The organism is Actinacidiphila sp. DG2A-62, assembly GCF_035825295.1.
Lineage (GTDB): Bacteria > Actinomycetota > Actinomycetes > Streptomycetales > Streptomycetaceae > Actinacidiphila.
In genome coordinates this window covers 5,653,106-5,677,243 of record NZ_JAYMGI010000002.1, presented here as the reverse complement: position 1 = coordinate 5,677,243, position 24,138 = coordinate 5,653,106, and the positions used below count along the sequence as shown (strand labels likewise).

The following is a 24,138-nucleotide window of genomic DNA, read 5'->3' as shown; positions in this document are numbered from 1 at the left end:
CGGGACTGCGCGGGCCCGGGGTGCGGGAGACTGCTGCCGTGGTCTTCTCCGCCCCCCGTCCGCCCGCGCCGGACCCGTACGGCGGGCCGTCCGGGCCGCCCTCGGCGCCGGGCGCGCCGCCGCGACGGAGCCTGTCGCTGCTCAACGACGAGCCGCTGGCCGACCGCGAGCAGGACCTGCTCAGCGCCTACCGGGCGGCCGGCGCGCTGACCCGGCTGCTCACCGACTCCCGGGCCGCCACGCCCTTCACCCTCGCCGTCGACGCCGGATGGGGCATGGGCAAGAGCAGCCTGATGCGGCTGGTCGACGCCCGGCTGCGGGAGTTCCCCGAGATCAGCACCGTCTGGTACAACGCCTGGTCCTCCACCGGGCCGGACGCCCTGGAGGGGCTGATCAAGTCCGTGCTCTCCCAGGTCGACCGCAACGTGCTGCGGCGCTGGGTGCGGCGGCTGCGCGACGGCGGCGCGGCGACCGCCCTGCTGCGGGCGGTGACCGTGCTGGTCGCGGGGCCGCTCGGGGTGTCGGGGATGGTGGACGAGGTGTGGCGCCGGCTGTCCGCGGACGTCGGCTCCCGCAACGCCATGCGCGACGCGCTGCGCGCCCTGGTCGGCGAGTGGACGCAGTCGGTGCGCGGCGACCGCAGCCGGCTGCTGGTGGTCTTCATCGACGACCTGGACCGGTGCGGCGAGGACACCTTCCTCGCGGTGTGCGAGGCGGTGAAGGTCTACCTGGACGTGCCGGGGCTCGCGTTCGTGATCGGCATCGACCGCGCGGCGGTCGGCCCCGGCGGGCTGCTGCGCGACCTCTCCCCCACCGGCGCCGCGTTCGCCGAGAAGATCTTCCAGACCAGCTACCGCATCCCGGTGCCCAGCGGCCGGGACATCCACGCGTACGTGCGCGCGTGCGCCGAGCGGGCCGGCATCGCCGCGATGCTCGACGACCGCCTGGTGGAACTGCTCGCCTACCGCGCGGCCCGCAACCCGCGCCGGGTCAAGCGCCTGGTCAACGGGCTGCTGCTGGAGGCGTCGCTGAACCCGATCTGGTCCGGGGTGCAGCCCGAGGCGGTCATCCGCACGCTGCTGCTGCAGTACCTCTACCCCGACTTCTACCGGATGATGACCACGCCCGCGGGTCCCGGCGGGGCCGGCGGCGACGGGGCGTTCGGCGCGGCCGCCGACGTGGTCGAGGAGTTCCGCACCTACCGCGCGGTGCGCCGCCACCTGCTGCACACCGGGCCGTGGAGCCCGCAGGCCGCCACCGACGTGTCCCGCTTCCTCGGCGGGTACGGGCTGGGGGCGCCGGCCTTCCCGCTGTCCGCGCCGGACCAGCGGACGCAGACCCTGCTCATGCTGGAGCAGCAGCTGCCCACGGACTTCCCCGGGCTGGCCGCCGACCCGGCGTTCGTGTCGCTGGTCGACGAGCTGGCGGCGCTGCCCGAGTCCCGGCTCGTGCTGCGCCGCCTGCGCGAGGGCATCGACCACGCCCCGATCCCCACCGGCCGCAGCGTCCCGGCCTACCTCTACCCGGGCGTCGACCCGCAGCCGCCGTACGGCCAGGGGGTGCCGTACGGCCAGGGGGCGGCGCCGTACGGGGCCGGGTCGCCGTACGGGGCCGGGTCGCCATCCGTCGCCGGGTCGCCATCCGTCGCCGGGTCGCCGTACGGGGCCGGGTCGCCGTACGAGCAGCAGGGGGTGCCGTACCCGCAGCCGTACCCACAGGGGCCGGCCCCTCCCCCGGGCCGCTGGAACCCGCCGCGGAGGAGAGGGAGGACGCGGAGCCCGCGGAGCCCGCAGAAGCGGCGGAGCCCGCGGAGGCGGACGCGGGGGACGCCGACCGCGACGCGGACGAGGCGGGGCGAGGGGACGGCGACGGTGTCGACGTCGACGTCGACGTCACCGGCACGTTCGAGATCGATGACGCGCCGCCCGCCTGGTACACGGGCAGCGACACGAGCGGGCCGGACCGGACCCCCGCGTCCGCGGGGGCGGGCGCCGGCCGGGGCGTCGGGAACGTCTGGGCCGGAGCAACCGCTGCCGCCGCCGTGGACGGGCCGCGCGCCGGACAGCCCGTACGGGAACGCCCCGGCGGCTCAGGCCGGGGCGCCGCAGTCGTTCGGGCACTCCCCGCAGTCCCCGCGGCTGCCGCCCGCGTACCCGGCGCCGGACCCGCGGACGCCCACGCCGCCGTACGGGACGCCGTACCGGTCGTCGTTCGACCCGTCGCCCTATCCGGGCGAGCCGGTGCCGGAGGGCGGCGCGGGCCGGGCGCGCGAGGCGGGGCCGGCGTCGCCGGTCGCGCCGGCGTTGGAGGAGGGCGCGGCCGAGGTGGAGGAGGCGGAGCAGGCGGGGCCGGCGCCGGCCTGGTACCAGCCTGCGCAGAAGCAGCAGGCGCAGCAGCGCCGCCAGGTCGTGCCGGTCGCGGAGGGCTCGGCGCTTCCGGTGGACCTGATCGGCTTCGAACCGCCGGTCGTCGCGCGGCTGTCCGAGCAGTTGCGGCGGCTCGGGCTCACGGTGCGCGGCGTGGAGCCGTTCCCGCTGAGGGTGGAGGCGGACGGCCGGGCCGTGGCGGTGTGCCTGCTGGCGGCGATGGACCGCTACACCGTCGAACGCCTGGAGCGCGGCGCCGCGTTCGGCGCCGCGCCGCCGAGCCTGGTGCTCTACAGCCCGCGGGTCACGCCCTCGGCGCAGCGACTGGCCGACCGCGTGGGCGGCGTCCTCGTCGGCGACGTCGACGCCCTGGCGGAGGCGGCGTACGACCTGGCCGTGACCGCGCGGACCCCCTCGGGCGCACCCCCGCCCCCCTCGGGCGCGCCGTCCCCGTACCCGGGCGCGCCGTCCCCCTCGGGCGCGCCGTCCCCGTACCCGGGCGGGGAGGAGCCCTCCGGCGGCCGGGCGGTCAGCCCGCCGGGGCCGGCCACGGAGTACGGCGGACCGAGCGGCCCGGCAGCTCCGCCGTCCGGCGGCCCCCGTCCATGACGAAGCGGCCGTCGACCAGCACGTACGGGATGCCGGCCGGCAGGGCGCGCGGCCGGTCGTAGGTGGCGCGGGAGGCGACCTCGGCCGGGTCGAAGAGCACCAGGTCGGCCCGGTAGCCCTCGCGGACCAGGCCGCGGTCGGGCAGCCGCAACCGGGCCGCGGGCCGCCCGGTCAGGTGCGCGACGCACTCCTCCAGGCCGAGCACCCCCGACTCCCGGCTGTAGCGGCCGAGGTACTCGGGGAAGGTGCCGTACGCCCGCGGGTGCGGCTTGGCGCCGTGCAGGATGCCGTCCGAGCCCGCGGTGTGCGCGGGGTGCCGCATGATCGCGGCGACGTTGGCCTCGTCGCCGACGTGCTGGAGGATCGTGGTGCCCAGCCGGTCGGCGAGCAGCAGCGCGCGGGCGGACGCCCAGCCGTCCAGCCGGCGGCCGACGTACCCGGCGAGCGCGGGGTCGGCCGGGTCGCCCACACCGGAGACCTCGATGGTGCTCCAGTCCATCGGCACGCCGTGGCTGCCGTCGGAGCCCTCGACCTCCAGCGCGTGCCGGATGCGCTCCGCGGTGGCGTCGTCGCGCAGCCGCCGCAGGGTCGCCTCGGGTCCGCCGGACGCGGCCCAACTGGGCAGCAGCGCCGCGAGGGTGGTGCATCCCGCGGTGTACGGGTAGCTGTCGAGGGTGACGTCCGCGCCGCGCGCGATCGCCGCGTCCAGCAGCGCCAACAGGTCTGCCGCGCGGCCCTTGTTGACGTCGAAGTTCATCGTGGCGTGCGCCAGGTGCAGGGCGCAGCCGGTGCGTTCGGCGAGCGCCAGCATCTGCGTGTAGGCGTCGAGGGCGCCCTTGCCGTAACTGCGGTGGTGCGGGCAGTAGTAGCCGCCGTGGTCGGCCACCACCCGCAGCAGCGCGGCGAGTTCGGCGTCGGTGGCGTACATCCCGGGCGTGTAGGTGAGTCCGGAGGACAGGCCGACCGCGCCCTCCGCCAGTCCCTGGGCGACGAGTCGGCGCATCCGCTCCAGTTCGGCGGGCGTCGGCGGCCGGTCGTCGAAGCCCATCGCGAGGGCGCGGACGGTGCCCTGGGGCACGAGGTAGGCGGCGTTGACGGCGACGCCGCGGTCCAGCCGGTCGAGGTAGCCGCCGACGGTGCGCCAGTCGAAGTCCACGCCGCCGTCGCCGTTCCAGCCGGCGAGCTGGGTGCGCAGCGCGGCCAGCACGGTGTCGTCGACGGGCGCGTAGGACAGGCCGTCCTGACCGAGCACCTCCAGCGTGACGCCCTGCGCGGCCTTGGCCTCGTGGCCGGGGTCGCGCAGCAGCGCGAGGTCGCTGTGCGCGTGCATGTCGATGAAGCCGGGCGCGAGGGCGAGACCGTCGGCGTCGACCACCCGGCGCCCGCCGAGCCGCCGCGTCCCCGCGCCGCCGCGGGTGCCGCCGCCCGTGCCGGCCGCGCCTGGGCGTGTGCCCGAACCCGTGCCCGTGCCGCCGCCCGCTCCCCCGGGCTCCCGGCGGATCTCGGCGATGCGGCCGGCGCCGTCCGGGCCGATCGCCACGCCGACGTCCGCGGTGTACGAGCGCCCGCCCGTGCCGTCGATCACGCGCGCGCCGCGCAGCACCAGGTCCATGCGCTCCATCCTCTCCCACCGGCCGGCACGGCGCCGGACGCCGGTCGGCCCGGCGCCGGTCGCCGGTCGGCCGGCACCGGTCACCCGCCGTCAGGGGCGCGACGCCCCGCGTCAGCTGGGACGGGTGAGCTGGGCGGCGAGGACGCGCGGGTCGGACGTGGGGGCGTCGCAGACGAAGTGCCGGCACACGTAGGCCGTGGCCCGCCCCCCGCGCGCGGGACGATCGCGCAGCAGGGGGAACTCCGCGGTGCCCGCCTCGCCGAGCGCGACCACCGCGCCCGGCGCCGCCCCGAGCAGCGCGACCCGGTGCAGCTCCGCGGTGAGCGGATCGCCGATCCCGCCGACGACGGCGACCTCGCGCGGCCCGTCGAGCGCCGCCTCGGCGACCGCGAGCCCCCACCCGATGAACCGCGGCGCCCGCGGCGCGAGCGCGCCGACCACGCCGAGCGCCCGTTCGGCGGCGTCCCGGTGGGTGCCGGAGCCGGTGTGCGCGGCGTAGGAGAGCAGCGCGCCGGCCGCCGCGGTCCAGCCGGAGGGCGTCGCGTTGTCGGTCGGGTCCTGGGGCCGCCGGATCAGCCGCTCGGCGTCGTCCGCGGTGTCGTACAGCGTGCCGTCGTCGCCGGTGAAGTGCCGCAGCACGGAGTCCAGCAGCAGCCCGGCGAAGTCGAGCCAGACGCCCTCGCCGGTGACCGAGGCGAGCGCGAGGAAGCCCTCGGCGACGTCCGCGTAGTCCTCCAGCACACCGTCGTGGCCGCCGGTCTCGCCGTCGCGCGAGGTGCGCATCAGCCGGCCGCGGTCGTCGAGGTGGACCCGGACCAGCAGGTCGGCCGCGTCGACCGCGGCCTGCACCAGGTCGGGCCGGTCGAAGTACGCGCCGGTCTCGGCGAGCGCGGCGATGGCCAGGCCGTTCCAGGCGGCGACCACCTTGTCGTCGCGGCCGGGGCGGGGCCGGCGGGCGCGGGCGGCGAGCAGCCGCTCGCGCACCGAGGCCACCCGGTCGGCGTCCACCATGCCGTTGCCCTGCGGGAGTTGGAGGACCGAGGCGCCCTCCTCGAAGGTGCCCTCCTCGGTGACACCGAAGTAGCCGGCCGCGAACTCCCCGTCGTCGTCGCCGAGTTCGGCGCGCAGTTGCTCGGGGGTCCAGACGTAGTACGCGCCTTCGGCGGCCCGGCCGCTGCCGTCGTCGCTGTCGGCGTCCAGCGCGGAGGCGAACGCGCCCTCGGGCGTGCCGAGTTCGCCGATCATGAAGTCGGCGGTCTCCAGCGCGACGCGGCGCGCGAGGTCGGAGCCGGTGGCCCGCCACAGGTGGGCGTAGACGCGCAGCAGCAGCGCGTTGTCGTAGAGCATCTTCTCGAAGTGCGGCACGGTCCAGGAGCGGTCCGTGCTGTACCGGGCGAAACCGCCGGCGAGCTGGTCGTAGATGCCGCCGCGGGCCATCGCCTCGCAGGTGTCGCGGGCCATCTGCAGCGCGCCCTCGGCGCCGGTGCGGGCGTGGTGGCGCAGCAGGAACTCCAGCGCCATGCTCGGCGGGAACTTCGGCGCGCCGCCGAAGCCGCCGCGCCGCGCGTCGTACTCGCGGGTCAGCCCGAGCAGCGCGGCGGACATCTCGGCCTCGCCGGGCACGTGCGAGACGGTGTAGGCGCCGGCCCGCTCGGTCAGATCGCGGACGATCTTCGAGGCGACCTCGGCGACCTCCTCGCGGCGGTCCCGCCAGGCCGCGACGACGCCCTCCAGCACGTCGCGGAAGCCGGGCATGCCGCCGCGCGCGGCGGGCGGGAAGTAGGTGCCGAAGTAGAACGGCTCGCCGTCCGGGGTGAGGAAGACGGTCATCGGCCAGCCGCCCTGCCCGGTCGCGGCCTGCACCGCCTCCATGTACACCGCGTCGACGTCCGGCCGCTCCTCGCGGTCGACCTTCACCGAGACGAAGTGCTCGTTGAGGTACGCCGCGGTGGCCTCGTCCTCGAACGACTCGTGGGCCATCACGTGGCACCAGTGGCAGCTGCTGTAGCCGACGCTCAGCAGCACCGGCACCCCGCGCTCACGCGCCCGCTCGAAGGCGCCCTCCTCCCAGGGCCACCAGTCCACCGGATTCCCGGCATGCTGCAACAAATACGGCGACCGGGACCCGGCCAGTCGGTTCATGCCCGGCATCATCCCACGACGAGGCGCGGCCGCCCCCAAGGCTGTCCGGTAAGCGCTGGTCATCGACGGGATGCCGTCGGCGTGTCCGGTGTCCCGCAGCGCCGTCGCCGCCGGGCGGGCGATCAGCGGGTTCGGGCCCGGCGGGCGCCGGCGCCGCGACGGGTCAACCGCCGACGGTCCGCCAGAAGCCGCACCGGTGCTCGCGGTCGAGATCGGCCGGTTCGGTCCTGTCCGGTCGCAGCGAGGTGACGTGGCGGCCGGCGCCGAACCGCGGCCAGGGGGCGGCGCCGGGGCCGTTCGGGTCGCCGGTGGCGGCGAACCGGGCCCAGTAGCGGATCATCGTGTCCGCGAGCCGGTGTTGGGCGGGCGTGGCCGGGCCGGGGAGCTGCCCGTCGGCGAAGAGGTACTGCAGCTCGCTGCCGTGGAACGCCCCGGTGGGGAAGTCGGGCTTCTTCAGGGTGCTGAACCAGGGGGCCGCGTCGTCGTCGAACTCGTATGCGTAGGTCGGCACGTACCGGTCCAGGGCCCGGTCCCGATCGAGGACCGTGCATCCCCAGGCCCAGTCGGTGACGACGGCGGACAGCGCCTCGCCTGGGGAGCGGAAGCGGTCGGCGGGGTAGCGGGCCAGGACGCGGGCGGCGTCGGCCGGGGAGAAGAGGGTCCGGACCTGCTGCCGGTAGGAGGCGTCGGTCGTGGTCCGGCCGGTGGCGGCCTCGATGGCGGCGGTGAACAGGCGGTGTTCGTCGCGGGTGGTTCCCTGGATGACCGGGACCCCGGTGGAAGCGGCCGGTGGCGAAGGCCTGTTCGGGGCTGACGGGCAGGACGCCGCCGCCGACCGCCGGCCCTGACCCGAGCCCGTAGTCGGACCACTTGAGGAGGTCTTTCACGGGTACGGCGCGCAGGCAGGCCGCTGCCGTCCTCGCGTCGGAGCAGCCGACCTCGGCCGCCACGTCGAGCCCGTGCCGCTCGCGTTCGGCGCGCGGCAGCGGGAACCAGGTCGGCGGCCCCGGCGACCATGCGCGCCCGGTGCACTGGGCGCTCTGCAGGATGGCCTTGTGGAACAGGCCGGCCGAGCCCGGCGCCACGAGATGCGCGCAGACGCTGGTGCCGCCGGCCGACTCGCCGAACAGCGTGACGTTCGCGGGGTCGCCGCCGAAGGCCGCCGCGTTGCGCTTCACCCACCGCAGGGCGGCCTGCTGGTCCTCCAGTCCGAAGTTGCCCGACAGGTGGGCGGCAGGCCCGTGGTCGAGCGCGGGGTGGCCGAGGAATCCGAGGACGCCGAGCCGGTAGTTTGAAGCTGACCACGACCACCCTGCCCAGGGCGGCCAGGCGCTGTGCGTCGTAGAGGCTTCCGGCGCCGTTGATGAAGCCGTTGCCGTGGATCCACACCATCACCGGCAGACCGCGGGCGCCGACGTGCGCGGGCGTGGTGACGTTCAGATAGAGGCAGTCCTCGCTGGCGCTCTCCTGGTCGATGAGCCCGGCCGCCTGTGCGCACCGGTGGCCGGGCGCGGTCGCCTTCCGCACACCCGACCAGGACGCGGCCGGCCGGGGCGACGCCCAGCGCAGCTTCCCGACCGGCGGGGCGGCATAGGGGATGCCCTGGAACAGCCGGGTGTCCGAGCCGAGGCGGCCCTCGACCAGGCCGGTGTCCGTCCTGACCACCGGGGCGGCGGCGTCCCGGCCGGCTTCGGCGTGGTGGGCCGCCCGCGTGCAGCCGGCCGCGCCGCTGAGCATGGCGCCGCACAGCAGGGCGGCGAGCAGGGCGCGCGGGCGCCGCGCCGCGGCCGGTGGCCTGCGACGGGGTGCGGAGGGCTTGCGATACGGCGCGGAGGGCTCGCGACCGAGCGGATTCATCGGTGTTCACCTCCTCGAACAATTCGTGTGCGGCCCACACTAATATAAAGTGCGAGGTGCCCACGAAGTCGACGCCCCCTGGCGGGCGGGACGCGGAGACGACGCCGATGACGACGAGCGACGACGAGCAGCTGCCGCCCGGCCTCGCGCTGGCCTGGGGCCTGTCCGCCAAGTCGGGACGGCTGGGCCGGAAGCCGTCGCAGAGCGTCGAGGGAATCGTCGAGGCGGCCGTCGCGCTGGCCGACGCGGAGGGCTTCGCGGCGCTGTCCATGCCGAACGTCGCCAGGCGGGTGGGGCTCACCGCGAACGCGGTCTACCGGTACGTCAGCTCGCGGGACGAGCTTCTGGTGCTCCTCGCCGAAGCCGCGTGGGGTCCGGCCCCGGACCTGGCCGGCACGGACGGGTGGCGGGCCGCGGCCGCCGCCTGGACCAGGGCGATGATCGAGCGGTGCGACGTCCACCCGTGGCTGCCCGACCTGCCCATCCGCGGGGCGCCCGTGACGCCGAACCTGCTGCGCTGGACGGAGGTGCTGCTGGAGGCACTCACCGGCGCCGGGCTCGGCTCAGCCGAGTCGCTGGGGTGCGCGCTGCTGCTCGACGGCTACGCGCGGCGCATCGCGGCCGCCCGCCGCGATGTGCGCGAGAGCACCGCGGCACCGGTCCGGTCGGCCGCCGTGGCGCGGTTCCTCCGACCGCTCCTGCAGGAGCACGGATACCCCCTTCTGGCGGCCATGATGACGCGCGACGAGTACGACGACGCCGTCGACGAGGACGACGTGGACTTCGGCCTGACCCGGGTCCTGGACGGGATCGAGGTGCTGATCGCCCGCCGGACGAGGGCCTACTGAGCCGCCGCCCGGGCACGCGGCGGACCCGCTCGCCGTCCTGGCGCCGCCAGTTCCGGGCGCCCGGCGCCGCAGAGAACGGCGGACAGTGCGCTGAGACAGTGGCGGACAGTGCGCTGACCTGTGTCCTTTACCGTCAGCGTGGGACCTGGCGGCTGTCTGGGGGCGCGCCGCCGGCCTCAGCCCAGCCACACCGCCATCGCGTCGCCCGCCTTCGCGGCGGACGTGTAGAAGTCGCGCAGCTCGTGGAAGGAGGTCAGGTAGTGCTCCACCGGGCTGGCGTGCGCGCCGCCCTCGTTCGTGCCGTAGCAGTCCGTGAAGTCCACGGTGCGGTAACGGCTTTCGACGTCGGCGTCGCCGATCTCGGCCAGCTCACCCGCCACTTCTCGCACCAGCGCGGGCGACAGCACCCGCGTGCCCCCGTAGTCCATCTCGTCGTACGGGAGGACCTCACCCCCGGCGATCGCCCGCGCCGCGCCCGTCACCGGCAGCGCGACCCGGCCGTCCGCCAGGATGCGGACCAGCACGTCCCAGTCCTTGGCCACCCCCTCTTCCACGGCCACCCGCTCGGGCCCCAACACCCCCCTTTCCCTGGCGTTCGCGTACGCCGCCGGGCTGATCTGCCACATCGTGAACTCGATGCTCATGTCCTTGTCTCCACTGTGCCTCAGGCCACCAGGCGGAAAAGGTCCTGGGTCAGCGCCCCGGCCACGGAGGTTACCTCGTCCGCAGCGGCGGCTTCGGGGAAGACCGAAGCCAGTGCGTAGACCGTGGAGGTCAGCAGCGCACTCTTCGCCGTCCCCCATGACTGGCCGTCCCACTCCAGGTCGGTCGACGTGCTGGAGGAGTAGGTGAAGCGGCCGGTCGCCGCGTCGTAGACGCGGGCGCCGAGGGGGTGATGCTGCTCGCCGAGGAGCCGTTGCCGGTGTAGTCGCCGTCCGCGTCGTAGGTGTAGGTCTGCCGGGCTACTCCGGTGACGGCGGTCGTCAGCTAGTACAGCTGGTGCGCGTACGCAAACGACGTACCGGCCTCGGACACCGGCCGCCAGTGGACGCCCATCGCGCTGACCGGCGACGACGGCTTCGGGGACACCCTGACGCTGGGGGCTGCGGACCTCGCGGGCACGTCCATCACCGACCCGGACGGCGACACCGTGCCGGGCACCTTCACGAACACGCTGTGACCGGCCGTTGGTCACCGCCGTGTCCGGCCGCGCCGTGACGGGCCGCCCCACCGGCTCGGCACGGCCGGCGCGCGCGGGCTTGCTACTTGCCCGGCGCGGGCCGGGGCGCCTTGACCGGGCCGGCGGCGGGCTTGGCGGGCTTGGGAGGCTTGGCGGCCTTCGACTTGGCCCCGCTCGCGGACGTGGCCGCACCCGCCGGCTTCGCCGCACCCGCGGACCTCGTGGTCTTGCCGGCGCCGTCCGCCGCGGCCGGCTTCGCCGGGTCCGGGGCGTCGGCGGTCCGGCCAGCGCCGGCCGGCTTCGCGGGCCCGCCGCCCGCCGCCTTCGCGGACCCGGACGCGCGCTGGGCCGGCCCGGACGCGCGCTGCGCCGGCCCCGACGTACGCTGCGCCGGCGCGGAGGCGGACGCGCCGCCAGCAGCCGGCGGCCGGTCGGCCGGGTCCTCCTCGAAGTCGATCTTCTTCATCTGCTTGCCCATGTTTTTCATGAGCGCCCACAGCGCGAGGGCGATGACGGCGAAGATCACGAATCCGAGGAGCCCCGGCGTCACCTTGTTGTCGTCCAGCTCCTGGGCGAGCGGGACGACGGCTTGCGGAAGGGCGTGGGTGGAAGTCACGCCCGCCATTGTCCCCTAGGCTCCGCGGACGCCCGCAAAGAGGTCGTCCTCCGGGAGCGAGACGTCCACCCGGGACGTCACCAGTTCGTAGTCCTCGGTCGGCCAGACCTCGCGCTGGACGTCCAGCGGCACCCGGAACCAGCCGCCGTCGGGGTCGATCTGGGTGGCGTGGGCGAGCAGCGCCTTGTCGCGGATCTCGAAGAAGTCCGCGCACGGCACCCGGGTGGTGATGTTCCGCTCCGGCCGGGCGAACTCGTCCCAGCGCTTGAGCCACTCCTCGTACGGCGACTCCAGGCCGCGGGCGAGCAGCGCCTCGTGCAGGGCGAGGGTGCGCTGCTTGTTGAAGCCCTGGTTGTAGTAGAGCTTCAGCGGGGTCCAGGGCTCGCCGGCCTTGGGATAGCGCTCGGGGTCGCCGGCGGCCTCGAAGGCCACCATGGAGATCTTGTGGGTCATGATGTGGTCCGGGTGCGGGTAGCCGCCGTTCTCGTCGTACGTGGTCATCACGTGCGGACGGAAGTGGCGGACCAGGCGGACCAGCGCGCCGGCCGCGGTGTCCACGTCCTGCAGGCCGAAGCAGCCCTCGGGCAGCGGCGGCAGCGGGTCGCCCTCGGGCAGGCCGGAGTCGACGAAGCCGAGCCACGCCTGCCGCACGCCGAGGATCTGGCGGGCCTCCTCCATCTCGCGGGCCCGGACCTCGTGGATGTGCTCCTCGATGTAGGGGTCGCCCTGGAGCCTGGGGTTGAGCACCGACCCGCGCTCGCCGCCGGTGCAGGTGGCCACCAGTACGTCCACCCCCTCGGACACGTACTTCGCCATGGTGGCGGCGCCCTTGCTCGACTCGTCGTCGGGGTGCGCGTGCACGGCCATCAGTCGCAGCTGCTCAGTCAAGGCTGAATCCTCAAGTCTCCCGGTTCGGGCCCCCTCCGTCGGCCCGGAGGGCGCATCCTATAGTGACCGAGTGAGGGGACGAATAATTCCGCGTGGTCCCGTGCGCCCCTGACCCGGAGGAACGATCATGACGGCCGTGCAGCCAGGCCCGCCGGACCCGCGGACCCCGCAAGCCCCGCCCGCGGGCCGCTACGGCCCCGGCGACCGGCGCTTCCGCGACGCCGAGGCCGACGCCCGCGCCGACCGCAAGCTGCGCGTCGCCGCCGTGGTGGCCGGCGCGCTGGCCCTGGCCGGGATCGGCTGGTACGGCTGGCACACCATCGCCGACAGCAAGGTCAGCGCCCAGGTGGTGGCCTTCCAGGCGGTGTCCGACCACGCGGTGGAGATCCACCTGGAGGTCCACAAGGACGCCGGCACGGTGGCGGTCTGCACGCTGCGCTCGGAGGACGCCGACCACAACGAGGTCGGCCGCAAGGACGTACGGCTCACGCAGCACGCCAAGCAGGTGGACACCATCGTGACGGTGCGCACCACCGCCCGCGGCAGCACCGGTGAGCTGGTCAGCTGCGGCACCGCGCCGCGCGGCTGACCCCGTGCGGGTGCGAGGGGGCGCACCGGGACGTTTCGCGCTCCCGTCCACGGCCGGTAATTGTTAGGCTCGTGGTTTCGTCCCGGCAGCCGGTGGCAATGCACTTGTTCACCGGCTCGGCGGTCGGCACCGGCCGGTCGGGGCGAGCGGCCCGCCACGTGTGCACGCGCGGCGCCGCGACCGTCCGCGGAGAGCCCGCGCGACCGGATACGGCATCACAGTACCGACGAGGAGCACCAGTGACCCAGACCAGCGACAACGTCACCTGGCTCACCCAGGCGGCGTACGACCAGCTCAAGGCCGAGCTGGAGCACCTGTCTGGTCCCGCGCGCGCCGAGATCGTCGCCAAGATCGAGGAAGCCCGCCAGGAAGGCGATCTCAAGGAGAACGCCGGGTACCACGCGGCGCGCGAGGACCAGGGCAAGCTGGAGCTGCGCATCCGCCAGCTCAACCAGATCCTGGAGACCGCCAAGGTCGGCGAGGCGCCGGCGGACACCGGCGTGGTGGCCCCGGGCATGGTCGTCACCATCGCGTTCGACGGCGACCCGGACGACTCGATGACCTTCCTGCTGGGCTCGCGCGAGGGCGTGTCCAGCGACCTCGAGACGTACTCCCCGCAGTCCCCGCTGGGCCGCGGCGTGGACGGCAAGCGCAAGGGCGAGGAGGCGACGTACGAGCTGCCGAACGGCAAGCAGGCGTCGGTGACCATCCTCGACGTCAAGCCGTACCAGGGCTGAGCCCGCCCGCGTCCGCGCGGCGGACGCATCCGGAAGAACCGCACGACGGCGCCGGACCGCCCCCCGTGGGCGGTCCGGCGCCGTCGCGTCCGGGTGGCGGGCGGTCCGTGACCCGGACGCCGCGACGATCCGTACGGGTCAGGCCGTGGCCGAGCGGTACTTGTGGACCGCCCAGGTGCGGAAGACCGCGATGATCACGACCGACCAGACCAGCGACGCCCACACCGGGTGCTGCATCGGCCAGGCGTCGGAGTGCACCACGCCGGGGTTGCCGAACAGCGAGCGCGCGGCCTGCACGGTCGCGCTGAACGGGTTCCACTCCGCGACGTGCCGCAGCCACGGCGTCATGTTCTCCGGGCTGACGAACGCATTGGACACGAAGGTCACCGGGAACAACCAGATCAGGCCGCCCGAGGTGGCCGCCTCCGGGGTGCGCACCGACAGTCCGATCAGCGCGCCGATCCAGGAGAAGGCGTAACCGAGCAGGAGCAGCAGGGCGAACGCGCCGAACATCTTCGGGATGCCGTTGTGCACCCGCCAGCCGACCAGCAGGCCGACCACGGCGAGCACCACCACGGTCAGCGCGGTCTGCACCAGGTCGGCCAGGGTGCGGCCGGTGAGCACCGCGCCGCGCGACATCGGCAGCGAGCGGAAGCGGTCGATCAGGCCCTTGTGCATGTCGTCCGCGATGCCGGCGCCGGCGCCCGCGGTGGCGAAGGTGACGGTCTGGGCGAAGATGCCGCCCATCAGGAACTCGCGGTATTCGGCGGCGCCGAACGACCCGCCGACGTTGACCGAGCCGCCGAAGACGTAGCTGAAGAGCACCACGAACATGATCGGCTGGATCAGGCCGAAGATCACGATCTCCGGGATGCGCATCATGCGCAGCAGGTTGCGCTTGGCGACCACCAGCGAGTCGTGCGCGGACTGCACCAGTCCGCCGCGGGCGGTCGGCGCCAGGGTGGCCGACGCGGTGTCGGTCGCGGCGCTCACTTCACGGCCTCCTCACCGGCCGCGTCGGCGGCCGTGCTCGTGTCCTCGCGGTCGCCGCCGCCGTCGCCGCCCTCGGTGGTCTCCGGGGTCTCGGCGGCGTGGCCGGTCAGCGAGATGAAGACGTCGTCCAGGGTGGGGCGGCGCAGGCCGATGTCGTCGATCTCGATGCCCTGCGCGTCCAGTTCCCTGATCACCTCGGCGAGCAGCTTGGCGCCGCCGGTGACCGGGACGGTGATCTTGCGGGTGTGCCGGTCGACCTTGGCGTCGCCCTGGCCGTGCCGGGCCAGCACCCGGCCGGCCTTGTCGATCCGGTCGGTGTCGTGCACCACGACCTCGACGCGCTCGCCGCCGGTCTGCGCCTTGAGCTGGTCGGAGGTGCCGCGGGCGATGACCAGGCCGTGGTCGATGACGCAGATGTCGTGCGCCAGGTGGTCGGCCTCCTCCAGATACTGCGTGGTCAGCAGCAGCGTGGTGCCGCCGGCCACCAGCTCCTGGATGACCTCCCACAGCGCCTGCCGGTTGCGCGGGTCCAGGCCGGTGGTGGGCTCGTCCATGAACATCACCGGCGGGCTGACCACCAGCGCGGCGGCCAGGTCGAGCCGCCTGCGCATGCCGCCGGAGTACGTCTTGGCGGTGCGGTCGGCGGCGTCGGCGAGGTTGAAGCGCTCCAGCAGCTCGTCGGCGCGGACCCGGGCCTGCTTGGCGCTGAGCTGGTAGAGCCGGCCGACCATGCGGAGGTTCTCGCGGCCGGTGAGGTACTCGTCGACGGCCGCGAACTGGCCGGACAGGCCGATGTGGCGACGCACCTCGTTGGGGTGCCTGAGCACGTCGATGCCCGCGACGACGGCGGTGCCGCTGTCGGGTTGCAGCAGCGTGGTCAGGACGCGCACCGCGGTGGTCTTCCCCGCGCCGTTGGGCCCGAGCAGACCGAGGACGGTGCCCTCCGGCACGTCGAGGTCCACTCCCCCCAGTGCCCTGACATCGCCGAAGGTCTTCACCAGACCCTCGGCGTAGATGGCGCCCGGCATGATCTCGCTCCCGTTCCGTTGCGTGGCTGCGTGGCGAATCGCGCGTCCCACACTCGCGATAGACCGCGAGCATGACAGACGCGATATATCGCGTCAAGCCGTCGGCGGCGGGTCGTCCGCGGCGCGCGCTCTCAGGCGATCACCGCGTAGCCCGCGTCCTCCAGCGCGGCCCGCACCGCGTCGCAGTGCTCGGGCCCCTTCGTCTCCAGGTGCAGTTCGACCTCCGCCTCCGCCAGTCCGAGCCGGGGGTCGGTCCGCACGTGGCTGATGTCGAGCACGTTAGCGTCGGCCACTGACAACGCCCCCAGGAGCGAGGCCAGCGCCCCCGGCCGGTCGGTCAGCCGCAGCCGCAGCGACAGGTACCGCCCGGCCGCCGACATGCCGTGCCGCAGGATGCGCTGGAGCAGCAGCGGGTCGACGTTGCCGCCGGACAGCACCGCGACCACCGGCCCGCCGCCCCGGAAGGCGCCCGGGTCGGCCATCAGCGCCGCCACCGCGCTCGCCCCGGCCGGCTCCACGACCAGCTTCAGCCGTTCCATGCACAGCAGCAGCGCCCTGGACAGTTGATCCTCCGACACCGTGACGATGTCGTCCACCAGGTTTTCCACCAGCGCGAACGGCACGTCGCCCGGACGGCCCACCATGATCCCGTCGGCCATCGTGGCCACCGTGCCCAGCGCCATCGGCCGCCCGGCCGCCAGCGAGGGCGGGTACGCCGCCGCGCCCGCCGCCTGCACGCCGACGATCCGCACGTCCGGCCGCAGCTCCTTGACCGCGACGGCGAGCCCGGCGATCAGCCCGCCGCCGCCCACGCCCACCACGACGGTGCGCACCTCGGGGCACTGCTCCAGGATCTCCAGCCCGACCGTGCCCTGCCCGGCGATCACGTCGGGGTGGTCGAAGGGGTGGATGAAGACCGCGCCGGTCTCCTCGGCGTAGGCGGTCGCCGCGCGCAGCGTCTCGTCCACCACCGCGCCGTGCAGCCGCACCTCGGCGCCGTACTCGCGGGTCGCGGCGACCTTCGGCAGCGGCGCGCCGACCGGCATGAAGACCGTGGAGCGCACCCCGAGCAGCGACGCGGCCAGCGCCACGCCCTGCGCGTGGTTGCCGGCGCTCGCCGCGACCACGCCGGCGGCGCGCTCCTCGGGCCGCAGCCCGGCGATGCGCACGTACGCCCCGCGGATCTTGAACGAACCGGTCCGCTGGAGGTTCTCGCACTTCAGGTGCACCGGTGCTCCGACCAGCGACGACAGGTGCCGGGAGCCCTCCATGCCGGTCACCCGGGCCACCCCGGAGAGCATCTTGTGCGCTCCGCGCACGTCATCGAGGGTGACGGAGGGGGACGACGAGGTGTCCATGGCCCCAGTCTCGCAGCCGACGGCCCGCGGATTGCGCGGGAACCGCTCGGTCACCATCACGGCCTACTACTCTTCTCCCCAACTTCCTGCCTTCCCGTCCCGTCTGCAGGACCGACAGAACGCGAGCTTCAAGGTCATGTCCAACCCTCCGGAGACCTCGGCAGATCTGCTTGAGAGCCTCCAGCACCAGGTCGCCCTCTTCGCGCGGCGCGCCGAACAGACGCGGCTCGGCGGCGTCGGCAAGGCGCGCAACTCGATGGACCGCGCCGCCTATCTGCTGCTCAACCGGCTCGACCGGGAGGGCCCGATGGGTGTCAAGGCGCTCGCCGAGGCGATGCGGATCGACTCCTCGACGGTGACCCGCCAGGTCGCGCCGCTGGTCGACTCGGGCCTGGTCAAACGCACCTCCCACCCCGAGGACGGGCGGGCCGTCGTGCTCGCGCTCTCCCCGCGCGGCCGCGGCCGGCTGGAGGAGGTGCGCGACTCGCGGCGCCGGCTGATGGCCCAGGTCACCGAGGGGTGGACCACGCAGGAGCGGGAGGTCTTCACCGAACTGCTGGTCCGCTTCAACGCCGCGCTGGCCGAGTGGCACGCGGGCACGGTCCGCGCGGACGCCGCCGCGGAGGGCTCGGCCGAGGTCTTCGACCGCAGCTCCGCCCGGGGCCCCGGCCAGGGCTCCGCCGACGACACGGCGGACCCCGCGGACGGTCCGGCCGCCGGCGCGCAGGGGGCTTGACCCGGCGCGCCGCCGTGCCGTCCCATCGAAAGGTGGGCAGACGCCGGGCCGAGGCCGAGCTCCGACGGGACGCCGAGTTCGCGGCGTTCACCGCGGGAGCGGGAGGGCGGCTGCTGCATGCCGCCACCCTGCTCACCGGAGACCCGGCCGAGGCCGAGCGCCTGCTGACCGCGGTACTCGCCCGGGTCTACGCCGACTGGCTGCGGATGCGCGCCGAGGACCCGTACGAGCAGGCCAGGAGCGAGCTGGTACGGCGGTTCGCCTGCCGGCCGTGGTGGCGCAGGCCGCACGGCGGCGCGCTGGATCGGCTCTCCGCCCAGGAGCGGCTCGTCGTCACGATGCGGTTCTTCGAGGGCATCGCCGAGGAGCAGACGGCGGCGCAGCTCGGGCTGCCCGCCGAGCGGGTGCACGCGATCGGCGCGCGGGCGGCGGCCACCCTGCGCTCCCGGCCCGCGCCCGCCCCACCCGCTCCCGCAGCCGCACCCGCCGGCGCTCCCGCACCCGCTCCCGCAGCCGCTCCTGCTCTGCCGCCGGTCCGCCGTGCCGCGGTTCGGGCCCGGCCGGCCGCGAGCCCCGCGGCCACGAGCCCGGCGCCCTCCGCGCCCTCCGCGCCGGTCACGCCCTCCCCGGCGCCCGGCGGGGCGCATCGGGCGGACGCCGCGGCGGAGGCGGGACCGCGCGCCCCCGCGCGAGGGGCGGCGCCGTGAGCGGGCTGCCCAACCGCAGGGACGACGAGGTCCGCCGGCTGCTGGACACCCCGCGCCCGGCCGTGCCGGCCGACCTGGCCGCCCGCGCGGCGCTGCGCGGGCGGCGCATCGTACGGCGGCGCCGCATCGAGCACACCGTCCTGTGGGCGTTGTTCGTCGCCGCGGCGGTCACCGCGCTGGTGCTGGCCGCACTCGCCTGGCCGCACGACCCGTCGCCCGGCACGCCGGTCGACGACACCTGGTGGCGGCACTGACCCGAGCGGCGGCGCGTGGCCCGTACCACGCCGGCGGACCGCGGACAGGACTGCGGACAGGACTGCGGACCGCCGCCGGCCGCGCGTGGCGGGCCCGTACGGGCGCGCGTGGCGGGCCCGTTGGACCACCAAGGGTGGCCCGATGGTCGTACGGCCCGTACGGGCGCGCGTGGCGGGCCCCCGTACGGACCACCCCAGCGGGACTACCCCAGCGCCTGTCGCAGGTCCGCCAGCAGGTCGTCCGCGGCCTCGATGCCGACCGACAGGCGTACCAGGTCCGCGGGGACCTCCAGCGCGGATCCGGCGACCGACGCGTGGGTCATCCGGCCGGGGTGCTCGATCAGCGACTCCACGCCGCCGAGCGACTCGCCGAGCGTGAACAGCCGGGCCCGGTCGCACACCGCGACGGCCGCCTCCTCGCCGCCCTCGACGCGGAAGGACACCATGCCGCCGAACGCCTTCATCTGCTTGGCCGCGACCTCGTGCCCGGGGTGCGTGTCCAGGCCCGGGTAGTAGACCTCGGTGACCCGCGGGTGCGCGGCCAGCATCGCGGCGACCCGGCCGGCGTTCTCGCTGTGCCGGTCCATGCGCACCGCGAGCGTCTTGATCCCGCGCATCACCAGCCACGCGTCGAACGGCCCGGCGACCGCGCCCATCGCGTTCTGGTGGTACGCCAGCTCCTCGCCGAGCGCCGCGTCGGAGGTGACCAGCGCGCCGCCGACCACGTCGGAGTGGCCGCCCATGTACTTGGTGGTGGAGTGCACGACCACGTCCGCGCCGAGCGCGAGCGGCTGCTGGAGGTAGGGGCTGGCGAAGGTGTTGTCCACCACCAGCCGCACGCCGGACTGGCGGGCCACCCCGGCCAGCGCGGCGATGTCGGTCACGCCGAGCAGCGGGTTGGAGGGGGTCTCCACCCAGATCAGCTTGGTCTGCGGCCGCACCGCGTCGCGCACCGCCTGCACGTCCGAGGTGTCGGCCACCGACCAGGTCACGCCCCAGCGCTCGACGACCTTCGCGAACAGCCGGAAGGTGCCGCCGTAGGCGTCGTCCGGGATCACCACGTGGTCGCCGGGCGCCAGCACGGTCCGCAGCAGGCAGTCCTCGGCCGCCAGCCCCGAGGCGAACGCCAGGCCCCGGCTGCCGCCCTCCAGCGCGGCCAGGTTCTGCTCCAGCGCGCTGCGGGTGGGGTTCGCCGACCGGCTGTACTCGTAGCCGCCGCGCAGCCCGCCGACCCCGTCCTGCTTGTACGTCGACACCTGGTAGATCGGGGTGACCACGGCCCCGGTCGAGGCGTCCGCCGGCTGGCCCGCGTGGATCGCGAGGGTCTCGAAGTGCCGGTGCCCGCTGTCGCCGTTCCGGCCGTGCTGCTCGTGCTGATCGCTCATGCCGCCGAGGGTAACCGCAGGACCGGGCCCGCCGGGCCGGACGCCGCCGTGATGTCACTGGCCCGCGGCCCCCGCCGCCCGTAGGATGCGCCTCCTGATCCGAACACCCGTGCCCGCGCGCCGCGGCCCGCGGGGGTTCGCGAGTCCTGTGGGGGGACCGCTTCCGATGGCTGCCACCGTGCGCGCGCTGCGCGCTTTCCTGCTGCTGGCCGGCTTCTACCTGATGGGCGTGCTGCTGCTGGCGCTGATCGTCGGCGTCGACGTGCTGATGGTCTACGAGATGGTGCACGGCGAGTTCCGGCTCGGCGAGTTGTACGTGCTGGCGGTGTCGCTGATGGTGACGCTGCCGATCCTTGACGGGATGTTCATACTCGGCCGCCGCCGATCGGGTGGCGGCAGCGACGGGTACGAGGTGACGCGGGACGCGCAGCCGCGGCTGTGGGCGGAGATCGAGGAGGCCGCGCGGCTGGCCGGCACCCGCGCCCCGGACCGGGTGCTGCTCACCGGCGACGTGAACGCGTCGGTCTCCGAACGCACCAGGCTGCTGGGCCTGGTCCGCGGCCGGCGCAGCCTCTCGCTGGGCGTGCCGCTGCTGGCCGGGCTGACCGTGCCGCGGCTGCGGGCCGTGCTGGCCCACGAGTTCGGGCACTACAGCCACCACGACACCCGGCTGATCGGGCCGACGATGCGCGGCCGCGTGTCGATCCTGCACACCATCGAGCAGTTCCGGCTCGGCGCGAAGGACAACGGGCGGACGTTCGCGATCGTCGGCAACCTCTACGTCCGCTACGGCCGGATGTACATGCGCGCCTCGCAGTCCGTGGCCCGCCGCCAGGAGTTGGCCGCGGACCGCCGCGCGGCGCTCACCGTGGGCCGCGCCACCACGGCGAACGCGCTGCGCGAAGTCCCGCTGCTGGAGGCGGCGTTCGAGTTCTACGTCGATCGGTACGCCACGATCGGCTGGGACGCCGAACTGCTCCCGGCGGCCGGCGAGTTCTACGGCGGCTTCGGCCGGCTGCTGGCCGAGCCGGGGCGCGCCGAGGAACTCGCGGCGCTGCGGGAGGGGTTGACGCCGACCGGGCCGGACGCCGGGGACGGCGCCGGGCCGGGCGCTTCGGGTACGGGCGCGGGTGCGGGCGGCGCGGGCGCGGGGGCCGGAGCCGATCCGCGGGCCGGCGGCGGCGCGGGGCACGTGGAGCCGTCGCCGTACGACTCGCACCCGCCGATGGCCGAACGGGTTCGGCTGATCGAGGCGCTGCCCGATGACGGCGTCGTGGACGACCCGGGCGCGCCGGCGGCGCTCACGCTGCTGGAGGGCGCGGGGGCGGCGGGCGAGGCGGGCGAGGCGGGCGCGGGGGGTTCGGCGGGGGCCGGTCCCTCGGCGGGGATCGGGTCATCGGCCGGCGCGACTCCGGTGCGGACGACGCCCGCGGTGCTCGCTGAGGTCGAGGCGGTGACGCTGACCGAGAAGGCCGCGGCGATGCGGCGGCTGCCGTGGGACGAACTGGCCCAGTCCGCCGGGTGGTCGGCGGCGACCTCGGCGGCGGAGCCGCTGCGGCGCGCGCTGTTCGCCGTGCGGCCGGGCGCGGGCGGCAACCTGCCCACGCTCGTCGAGACGCTCGACGCTGTCGACGAGGGCCTGCTGTGGACGCGGATCGCGCCGGGGATGCCGGTGTCGCGGGCCGCCCAGCAGGCCACGGGGCGCGCGGCCCGCGAGTTCGCCAGGACCGGGCTGCTCCAGGGGCTCGACGCGCTGGTCCACCTCGCGCTCGCGCACGGCGGCCGGGCCCGCTGGACCCTGTCGTGGACCGGCGCACCGCTGCGGTTCGCCCTGCCGTCCGACGTCACCGCCCCCGCGCTGGAGGCCACGCTCACCGCGGCGGTCGCCGACGTTCCCGACACCGCCCCGCTGCGCGCCCTGCTCGCACCGGTCCTGCCCGCACCGGCGGCGCCCCCGGCTCCCGCGGGCTGAGCGGGAGTCGAGGGCGCCGGGGTCACGCTGCCGCGGTCACCACGCCGTGGGACCCGGTGGGGGGACGAGTGGGGGGCGGTCGTCGCAGGTGATGGTGTTGGGGAGTTCCCAGGGGGCGAGCCAGGGGCCGGTGGTGCCGCCGCCGTCGTTGCCGCCGAGGTCGGTGACGGTGAACTCCGAACCGGTGGCGGGGAAGTTGAACGATCCGCAGTTGTTGACGCCGACCGCGCCGACGTTGCGGGCGTCGACGTTCTCGAAGGTGGCGCCGCCGGCCGAGCGGGCGCTGAGCACGGAGGTGCCGGTGCCGTCGACGCGGATGTCCTTGAAGTGGACGCCGGTGATCGCGTACAGGTCCTTCACCGGGAAGTCGGAGACCAGCATGATCGCGTTGTAGGTGTTGTCGAGGAAGTCGTCGCCGGTCACCTCGATGTCGGCGGCGATGTCCTTCTCCAGCGCGTAGAACCAGATGGCGCCGAGCCCGATGTTCCAGTTCAGCTCGTAGGTGCCGGCGCGCACCGTGGTGTTGCCGGTGATCCACAGGTGGCCGGTGAAGGCCTCGGCGCCGAACCGGGAGCCGACCTGGATGCCGCTGCCCTCGCGGATCGGGTCGGCGACCAGGTTGTCGGAGACGGTGTTGTCGGTGCCGCCGTACAGGGCGATGCCGTTGGCGAGCACCGGTGTCTGCACGGTGTTGTGGTCGAAGGTGTCGCGCGCGTCCTCGGTCTTCTCCGACCACATGGCCAGCGCGTCGTCGCCGGTGTTGCGCAGGAAGTTGTTCGACACCCGCGAATCGGTCACGCCGGTGTGGAAGTTGATGCCGTCGGCGATCTGGTCGACGATCACGTTGTCGCTGATCCGCAGGTGCGACATCGGGCCGTCGAACCACATGCCGACCTTGGTGTGCTGGATGTACAGCCCCTCGATCGTCGAGTCGCTGAGCGCGCCGCCGATCCCGTTCACCTGGTCGGTGTCGACGCGCTCACGCACGTCGCCCTCGATGGCGAAGCCGGACAGGTGCACGTCCGAACTGCCGCCCTGCGCCGCGTCCTTGCCGTAGAACCCGACACCGGTGTGGACCGACCCTCCCCCAGGCCCTCCGGGCTGGGAGGTGCCCCCAGCGTCCGGCGCGGACAGGTCCACCTGGTGGCCCTTGAAGACGGTGTACCAGCTGCCGGCGCCCTCGATCGTGACGTGGTCCACGATGATGTGCCGGTTCACCTGGTACGTGCCCGGCGGGACGTAGACCTTGAGGTGGGCGCGGCGGGCGAAGGCGATGGCCCGGTCGAGGGCGTCGGCGGAGTCGCGGCGGCCGGTCGGATCGGCCCCGAACGCGAGGACGTCGGCGGCGGCCAGGTCGACCTTGGGCGGCGCGACGAGCTGCGAGTCGAGCAGGTCGACGGTGGTGGTCGCGGCGCCGGCCGGGACGGTGAGCCGGACCTTGTCGCCGGCCCGGTAGGTGCGGCCGAGCAGGAGCCGCTGCTCGTCGTAGAAGTGGTTGGGCCGGAACGGCTTGGCGAACACCGGTGCCGGCGTGGTGTCCTGCGGGACGCAGCCGCACTCGGTGACCCACCAGTCGGGGTGCGAGACGTCGGCGGTGGGGTCGTTGGAGAACGGATAGAGGTTGTACAGCCAGGCGTACTGCGACGTCAGCGTCATCGTGCGGCGGCCCGCACCGTCGACGGTGACGTTCAGCGGCGAGGTGAGCCCGCCGCCGGCCGGCGCGTCCGGGATGCTGTAGCGGACGGTGATCGCGTTGGCCGCGGCCGGCAGCGTGAACTCCACGTACTGGCCCGGCTTCAGGGTGACCGCCGAGCGGCCCGACGCCTCCGCGGGCAGCGTGTAGGCGTCCCGGCCGGGGCCGATCACCGTGCCGTTCGTGGCGGCGTGCTCGGCCTCCTGCTCGCTGAAGCCGACGGTCGCGCCGCGGCCGGCGACCAGCGCGGGGTCCAGCGCGGCCCGCGTCACGGCCGGCGCGCCCGGCCCGCCGCGCCCGCCGCCCGCGCCGCCCGGACTCCCGTGCCCGGCAAGGGCGTTCGCCAGCCCGCCGGCCAACACCCCGACTACCGCGGCCATCGCGGTGACGGCCGCCGTCCCCGCCGCGGCTCTTCGCCGCGACCGCCGCCCGCCGGCGGTCCGTGTGCTGCTCCCTGCCATCGCAAACCCGTTTCTGTCGACGTGCCCGACGTGTGCCACCCCGGCGGCCCCGCCGGGCCCCTCCGGGGTGAGGCGACACTAGGTCCCCCCGCACGAGCCCGACAAGG

General features: G+C 74.9%; 20 protein-coding genes and 2 pseudogenes. 8 read left to right on the top strand and 14 right to left on the bottom strand.

Features of this window, described 5'->3' with window-relative positions:
• Window positions 1–38: 38 nt before the first annotated feature.
• A complete protein-coding gene (locus tag VSR01_RS25535; protein ID WP_326451457.1) occupies window positions 39–2,975 on the top strand; it encodes a P-loop NTPase fold protein in 2,937 nt (978 codons plus the stop codon).
• Here the strand turns inward: VSR01_RS25535 and VSR01_RS25530 are convergent.
• The 5 genes and pseudogenes from VSR01_RS25530 to VSR01_RS25510 form a co-directional block, all read right to left on the bottom strand.
• Window positions 2,896–4,587: an N-acyl-D-amino-acid deacylase family protein gene (locus VSR01_RS25530; RefSeq protein WP_326451456.1), complete on the bottom strand. Its 1,692-nt coding sequence runs from the start codon at window positions 4,585–4,587 to the stop codon at window positions 2,896–2,898. The two genes, VSR01_RS25535 and VSR01_RS25530, sit on opposite strands and share 80 nt — an antisense overlap.
• A gap of 111 nt (window positions 4,588–4,698) precedes the next feature.
• Complete coding sequence (locus VSR01_RS25525; protein ID WP_442785538.1) at window positions 4,699–6,729, bottom strand: thioredoxin domain-containing protein; 2,031 nt, start codon at window positions 6,727–6,729, stop codon at window positions 4,699–4,701.
• Window positions 6,730–6,892: 163 nt separating this feature from the next.
• Window positions 6,893–7,447: a carboxylesterase family protein gene (locus tag VSR01_RS25520; RefSeq protein ID WP_326453807.1), complete on the bottom strand. Its 555-nt coding sequence runs from the start codon at window positions 7,445–7,447 to the stop codon at window positions 6,893–6,895.
• A 130-nt stretch (window positions 7,448–7,577) separates the two neighbouring features.
• Window positions 7,578–7,961: pseudogene (locus VSR01_RS25515) on the bottom strand (carboxylesterase family protein); the annotation flags it as partial.
• 121 nt (window positions 7,962–8,082) lie between these two features.
• Window positions 8,083–8,466 (bottom strand): annotated as a pseudogene (locus tag VSR01_RS25510) (carboxylesterase family protein); the annotation flags it as partial.
• A gap of 176 nt (window positions 8,467–8,642) precedes the next feature.
• Between VSR01_RS25510 and VSR01_RS25505 the strand changes: the two are divergent.
• Entirely contained in the window at window positions 8,643–9,434 is a 792-nt protein-coding gene (locus VSR01_RS25505; protein WP_326451455.1) for a TetR/AcrR family transcriptional regulator, read from the top strand.
• A 176-nt stretch (window positions 9,435–9,610) separates the two neighbouring features.
• On the opposite strand, the gene VSR01_RS25500 is transcribed toward VSR01_RS25505, so the two are convergent.
• The 4 genes from VSR01_RS25500 to mca all read right to left on the bottom strand — a co-directional run bounded on the left by VSR01_RS25500 (window position 9,611) and on the right by mca (window position 12,118).
• Entirely contained in the window at window positions 9,611–10,078 is a 468-nt protein-coding gene (locus VSR01_RS25500; RefSeq protein WP_326451454.1) for a DUF1877 family protein, read from the bottom strand.
• Between the two features lie 343 nt (window positions 10,079–10,421).
• Window positions 10,422–10,607: a hypothetical protein gene (locus VSR01_RS25495; RefSeq protein ID WP_326451453.1), complete on the bottom strand. Its 186-nt coding sequence runs from the start codon at window positions 10,605–10,607 to the stop codon at window positions 10,422–10,424.
• Window positions 10,608–10,696: 89 nt separating this feature from the next.
• Window positions 10,697–11,230, bottom strand: a complete 534-nt coding sequence (locus tag VSR01_RS25490) for a hypothetical protein (RefSeq protein ID WP_326451452.1) — start codon at window positions 11,228–11,230, stop codon at window positions 10,697–10,699.
• A 15-nt stretch (window positions 11,231–11,245) separates the two neighbouring features.
• Window positions 11,246–12,118, bottom strand: a complete 873-nt coding sequence (gene mca, locus VSR01_RS25485) for a mycothiol conjugate amidase Mca (protein ID WP_326451451.1) — start codon at window positions 12,116–12,118, stop codon at window positions 11,246–11,248.
• A gap of 127 nt (window positions 12,119–12,245) precedes the next feature.
• Between mca and VSR01_RS25480 the strand changes: the two genes are divergently transcribed.
• Both VSR01_RS25480 and greA read left to right on the top strand, forming a co-directional pair.
• Entirely contained in the window at window positions 12,246–12,707 is a 462-nt protein-coding gene (locus tag VSR01_RS25480; RefSeq protein ID WP_326451450.1) for a DUF4307 domain-containing protein, read from the top strand.
• Window positions 12,708–12,946: 239 nt separating this feature from the next.
• Entirely contained in the window at window positions 12,947–13,444 is a 498-nt protein-coding gene (gene greA, locus VSR01_RS25475) for a transcription elongation factor GreA (protein ID WP_326451449.1), read from the top strand.
• 138 nt (window positions 13,445–13,582) lie between these two features.
• On the opposite strand, the gene VSR01_RS25470 is transcribed toward greA, so the two are convergent.
• The 3 genes from VSR01_RS25470 to ilvA all read right to left on the bottom strand — a co-directional run bounded on the left by VSR01_RS25470 (window position 13,583) and on the right by ilvA (window position 16,823).
• On the bottom strand, window positions 13,583–14,437 hold the full coding sequence (locus VSR01_RS25470; protein ID WP_326451448.1) for an ABC transporter permease: 855 nt from the start codon (window positions 14,435–14,437) through the stop codon (window positions 13,583–13,585).
• Window positions 14,434–15,465 (bottom strand): ATP-binding cassette domain-containing protein, encoded by a 1,032-nt coding sequence (locus VSR01_RS25465; RefSeq protein ID WP_326451447.1) that lies wholly within the window; start codon window positions 15,463–15,465, stop codon window positions 14,434–14,436. Before VSR01_RS25465 ends, VSR01_RS25470 begins: the two co-directional genes overlap by 4 nt.
• Window positions 15,466–15,596: 131 nt before the next feature.
• Complete coding sequence (gene ilvA, locus VSR01_RS25460) at window positions 15,597–16,823, bottom strand: threonine ammonia-lyase (protein ID WP_326451446.1); 1,227 nt, start codon at window positions 16,821–16,823, stop codon at window positions 15,597–15,599.
• Window positions 16,824–16,959: 136 nt separating this feature from the next.
• On the opposite strand from ilvA, the gene VSR01_RS25455 reads away from it, so the two are divergent.
• Genes VSR01_RS25455 through VSR01_RS25445 form a run of 3 tightly spaced genes read left to right on the top strand, consistent with a single transcriptional unit; the run spans window position 16,960 to window position 18,520 of the window.
• Complete coding sequence (locus tag VSR01_RS25455; protein WP_326451445.1) at window positions 16,960–17,559, top strand: MarR family winged helix-turn-helix transcriptional regulator; 600 nt, start codon at window positions 16,960–16,962, stop codon at window positions 17,557–17,559.
• 32 nt (window positions 17,560–17,591) lie between these two features.
• Window positions 17,592–18,266 carry a sigma factor-like helix-turn-helix DNA-binding protein gene (locus VSR01_RS37935; protein WP_442785537.1) on the top strand — a complete coding sequence of 225 codons (675 nt, stop codon included), beginning with the start codon at window positions 17,592–17,594 and terminating at the stop codon, window positions 18,264–18,266.
• Window positions 18,263–18,520 carry a hypothetical protein gene (locus tag VSR01_RS25445; RefSeq protein WP_326451444.1) on the top strand — a complete coding sequence of 86 codons (258 nt, stop codon included), beginning with the start codon at window positions 18,263–18,265 and terminating at the stop codon, window positions 18,518–18,520. The genes VSR01_RS37935 and VSR01_RS25445 overlap by 4 nt, the downstream gene beginning before the upstream one ends.
• 203 nt (window positions 18,521–18,723) lie before the next feature.
• Here the strand turns inward: VSR01_RS25445 and VSR01_RS25440 are convergent, their stop codons facing one another.
• Window positions 18,724–19,905 (bottom strand): cystathionine gamma-synthase, encoded by a 1,182-nt coding sequence (locus VSR01_RS25440; RefSeq protein WP_326451443.1) that lies wholly within the window; start codon window positions 19,903–19,905, stop codon window positions 18,724–18,726.
• A gap of 166 nt (window positions 19,906–20,071) precedes the next feature.
• Between VSR01_RS25440 and VSR01_RS25435 the strand changes: the two genes are divergently transcribed.
• The gene (locus tag VSR01_RS25435) at window positions 20,072–21,877 is read left to right on the top strand and encodes a M48 family metallopeptidase (protein ID WP_326451442.1); all 1,806 of its coding nucleotides are present in this window, start codon (window positions 20,072–20,074) and stop codon (window positions 21,875–21,877) included.
• Window positions 21,878–21,913: 36 nt separating this feature from the next.
• Here VSR01_RS25435 and VSR01_RS25430 read toward each other — a convergent pair whose 3' ends face one another.
• Window positions 21,914–23,950 (bottom strand): glycosyl hydrolase family 28-related protein, encoded by a 2,037-nt coding sequence (locus VSR01_RS25430; RefSeq protein WP_326451441.1) that lies wholly within the window; start codon window positions 23,948–23,950, stop codon window positions 21,914–21,916.
• Window positions 23,951–24,138: the final 188 nt, after the last annotated feature.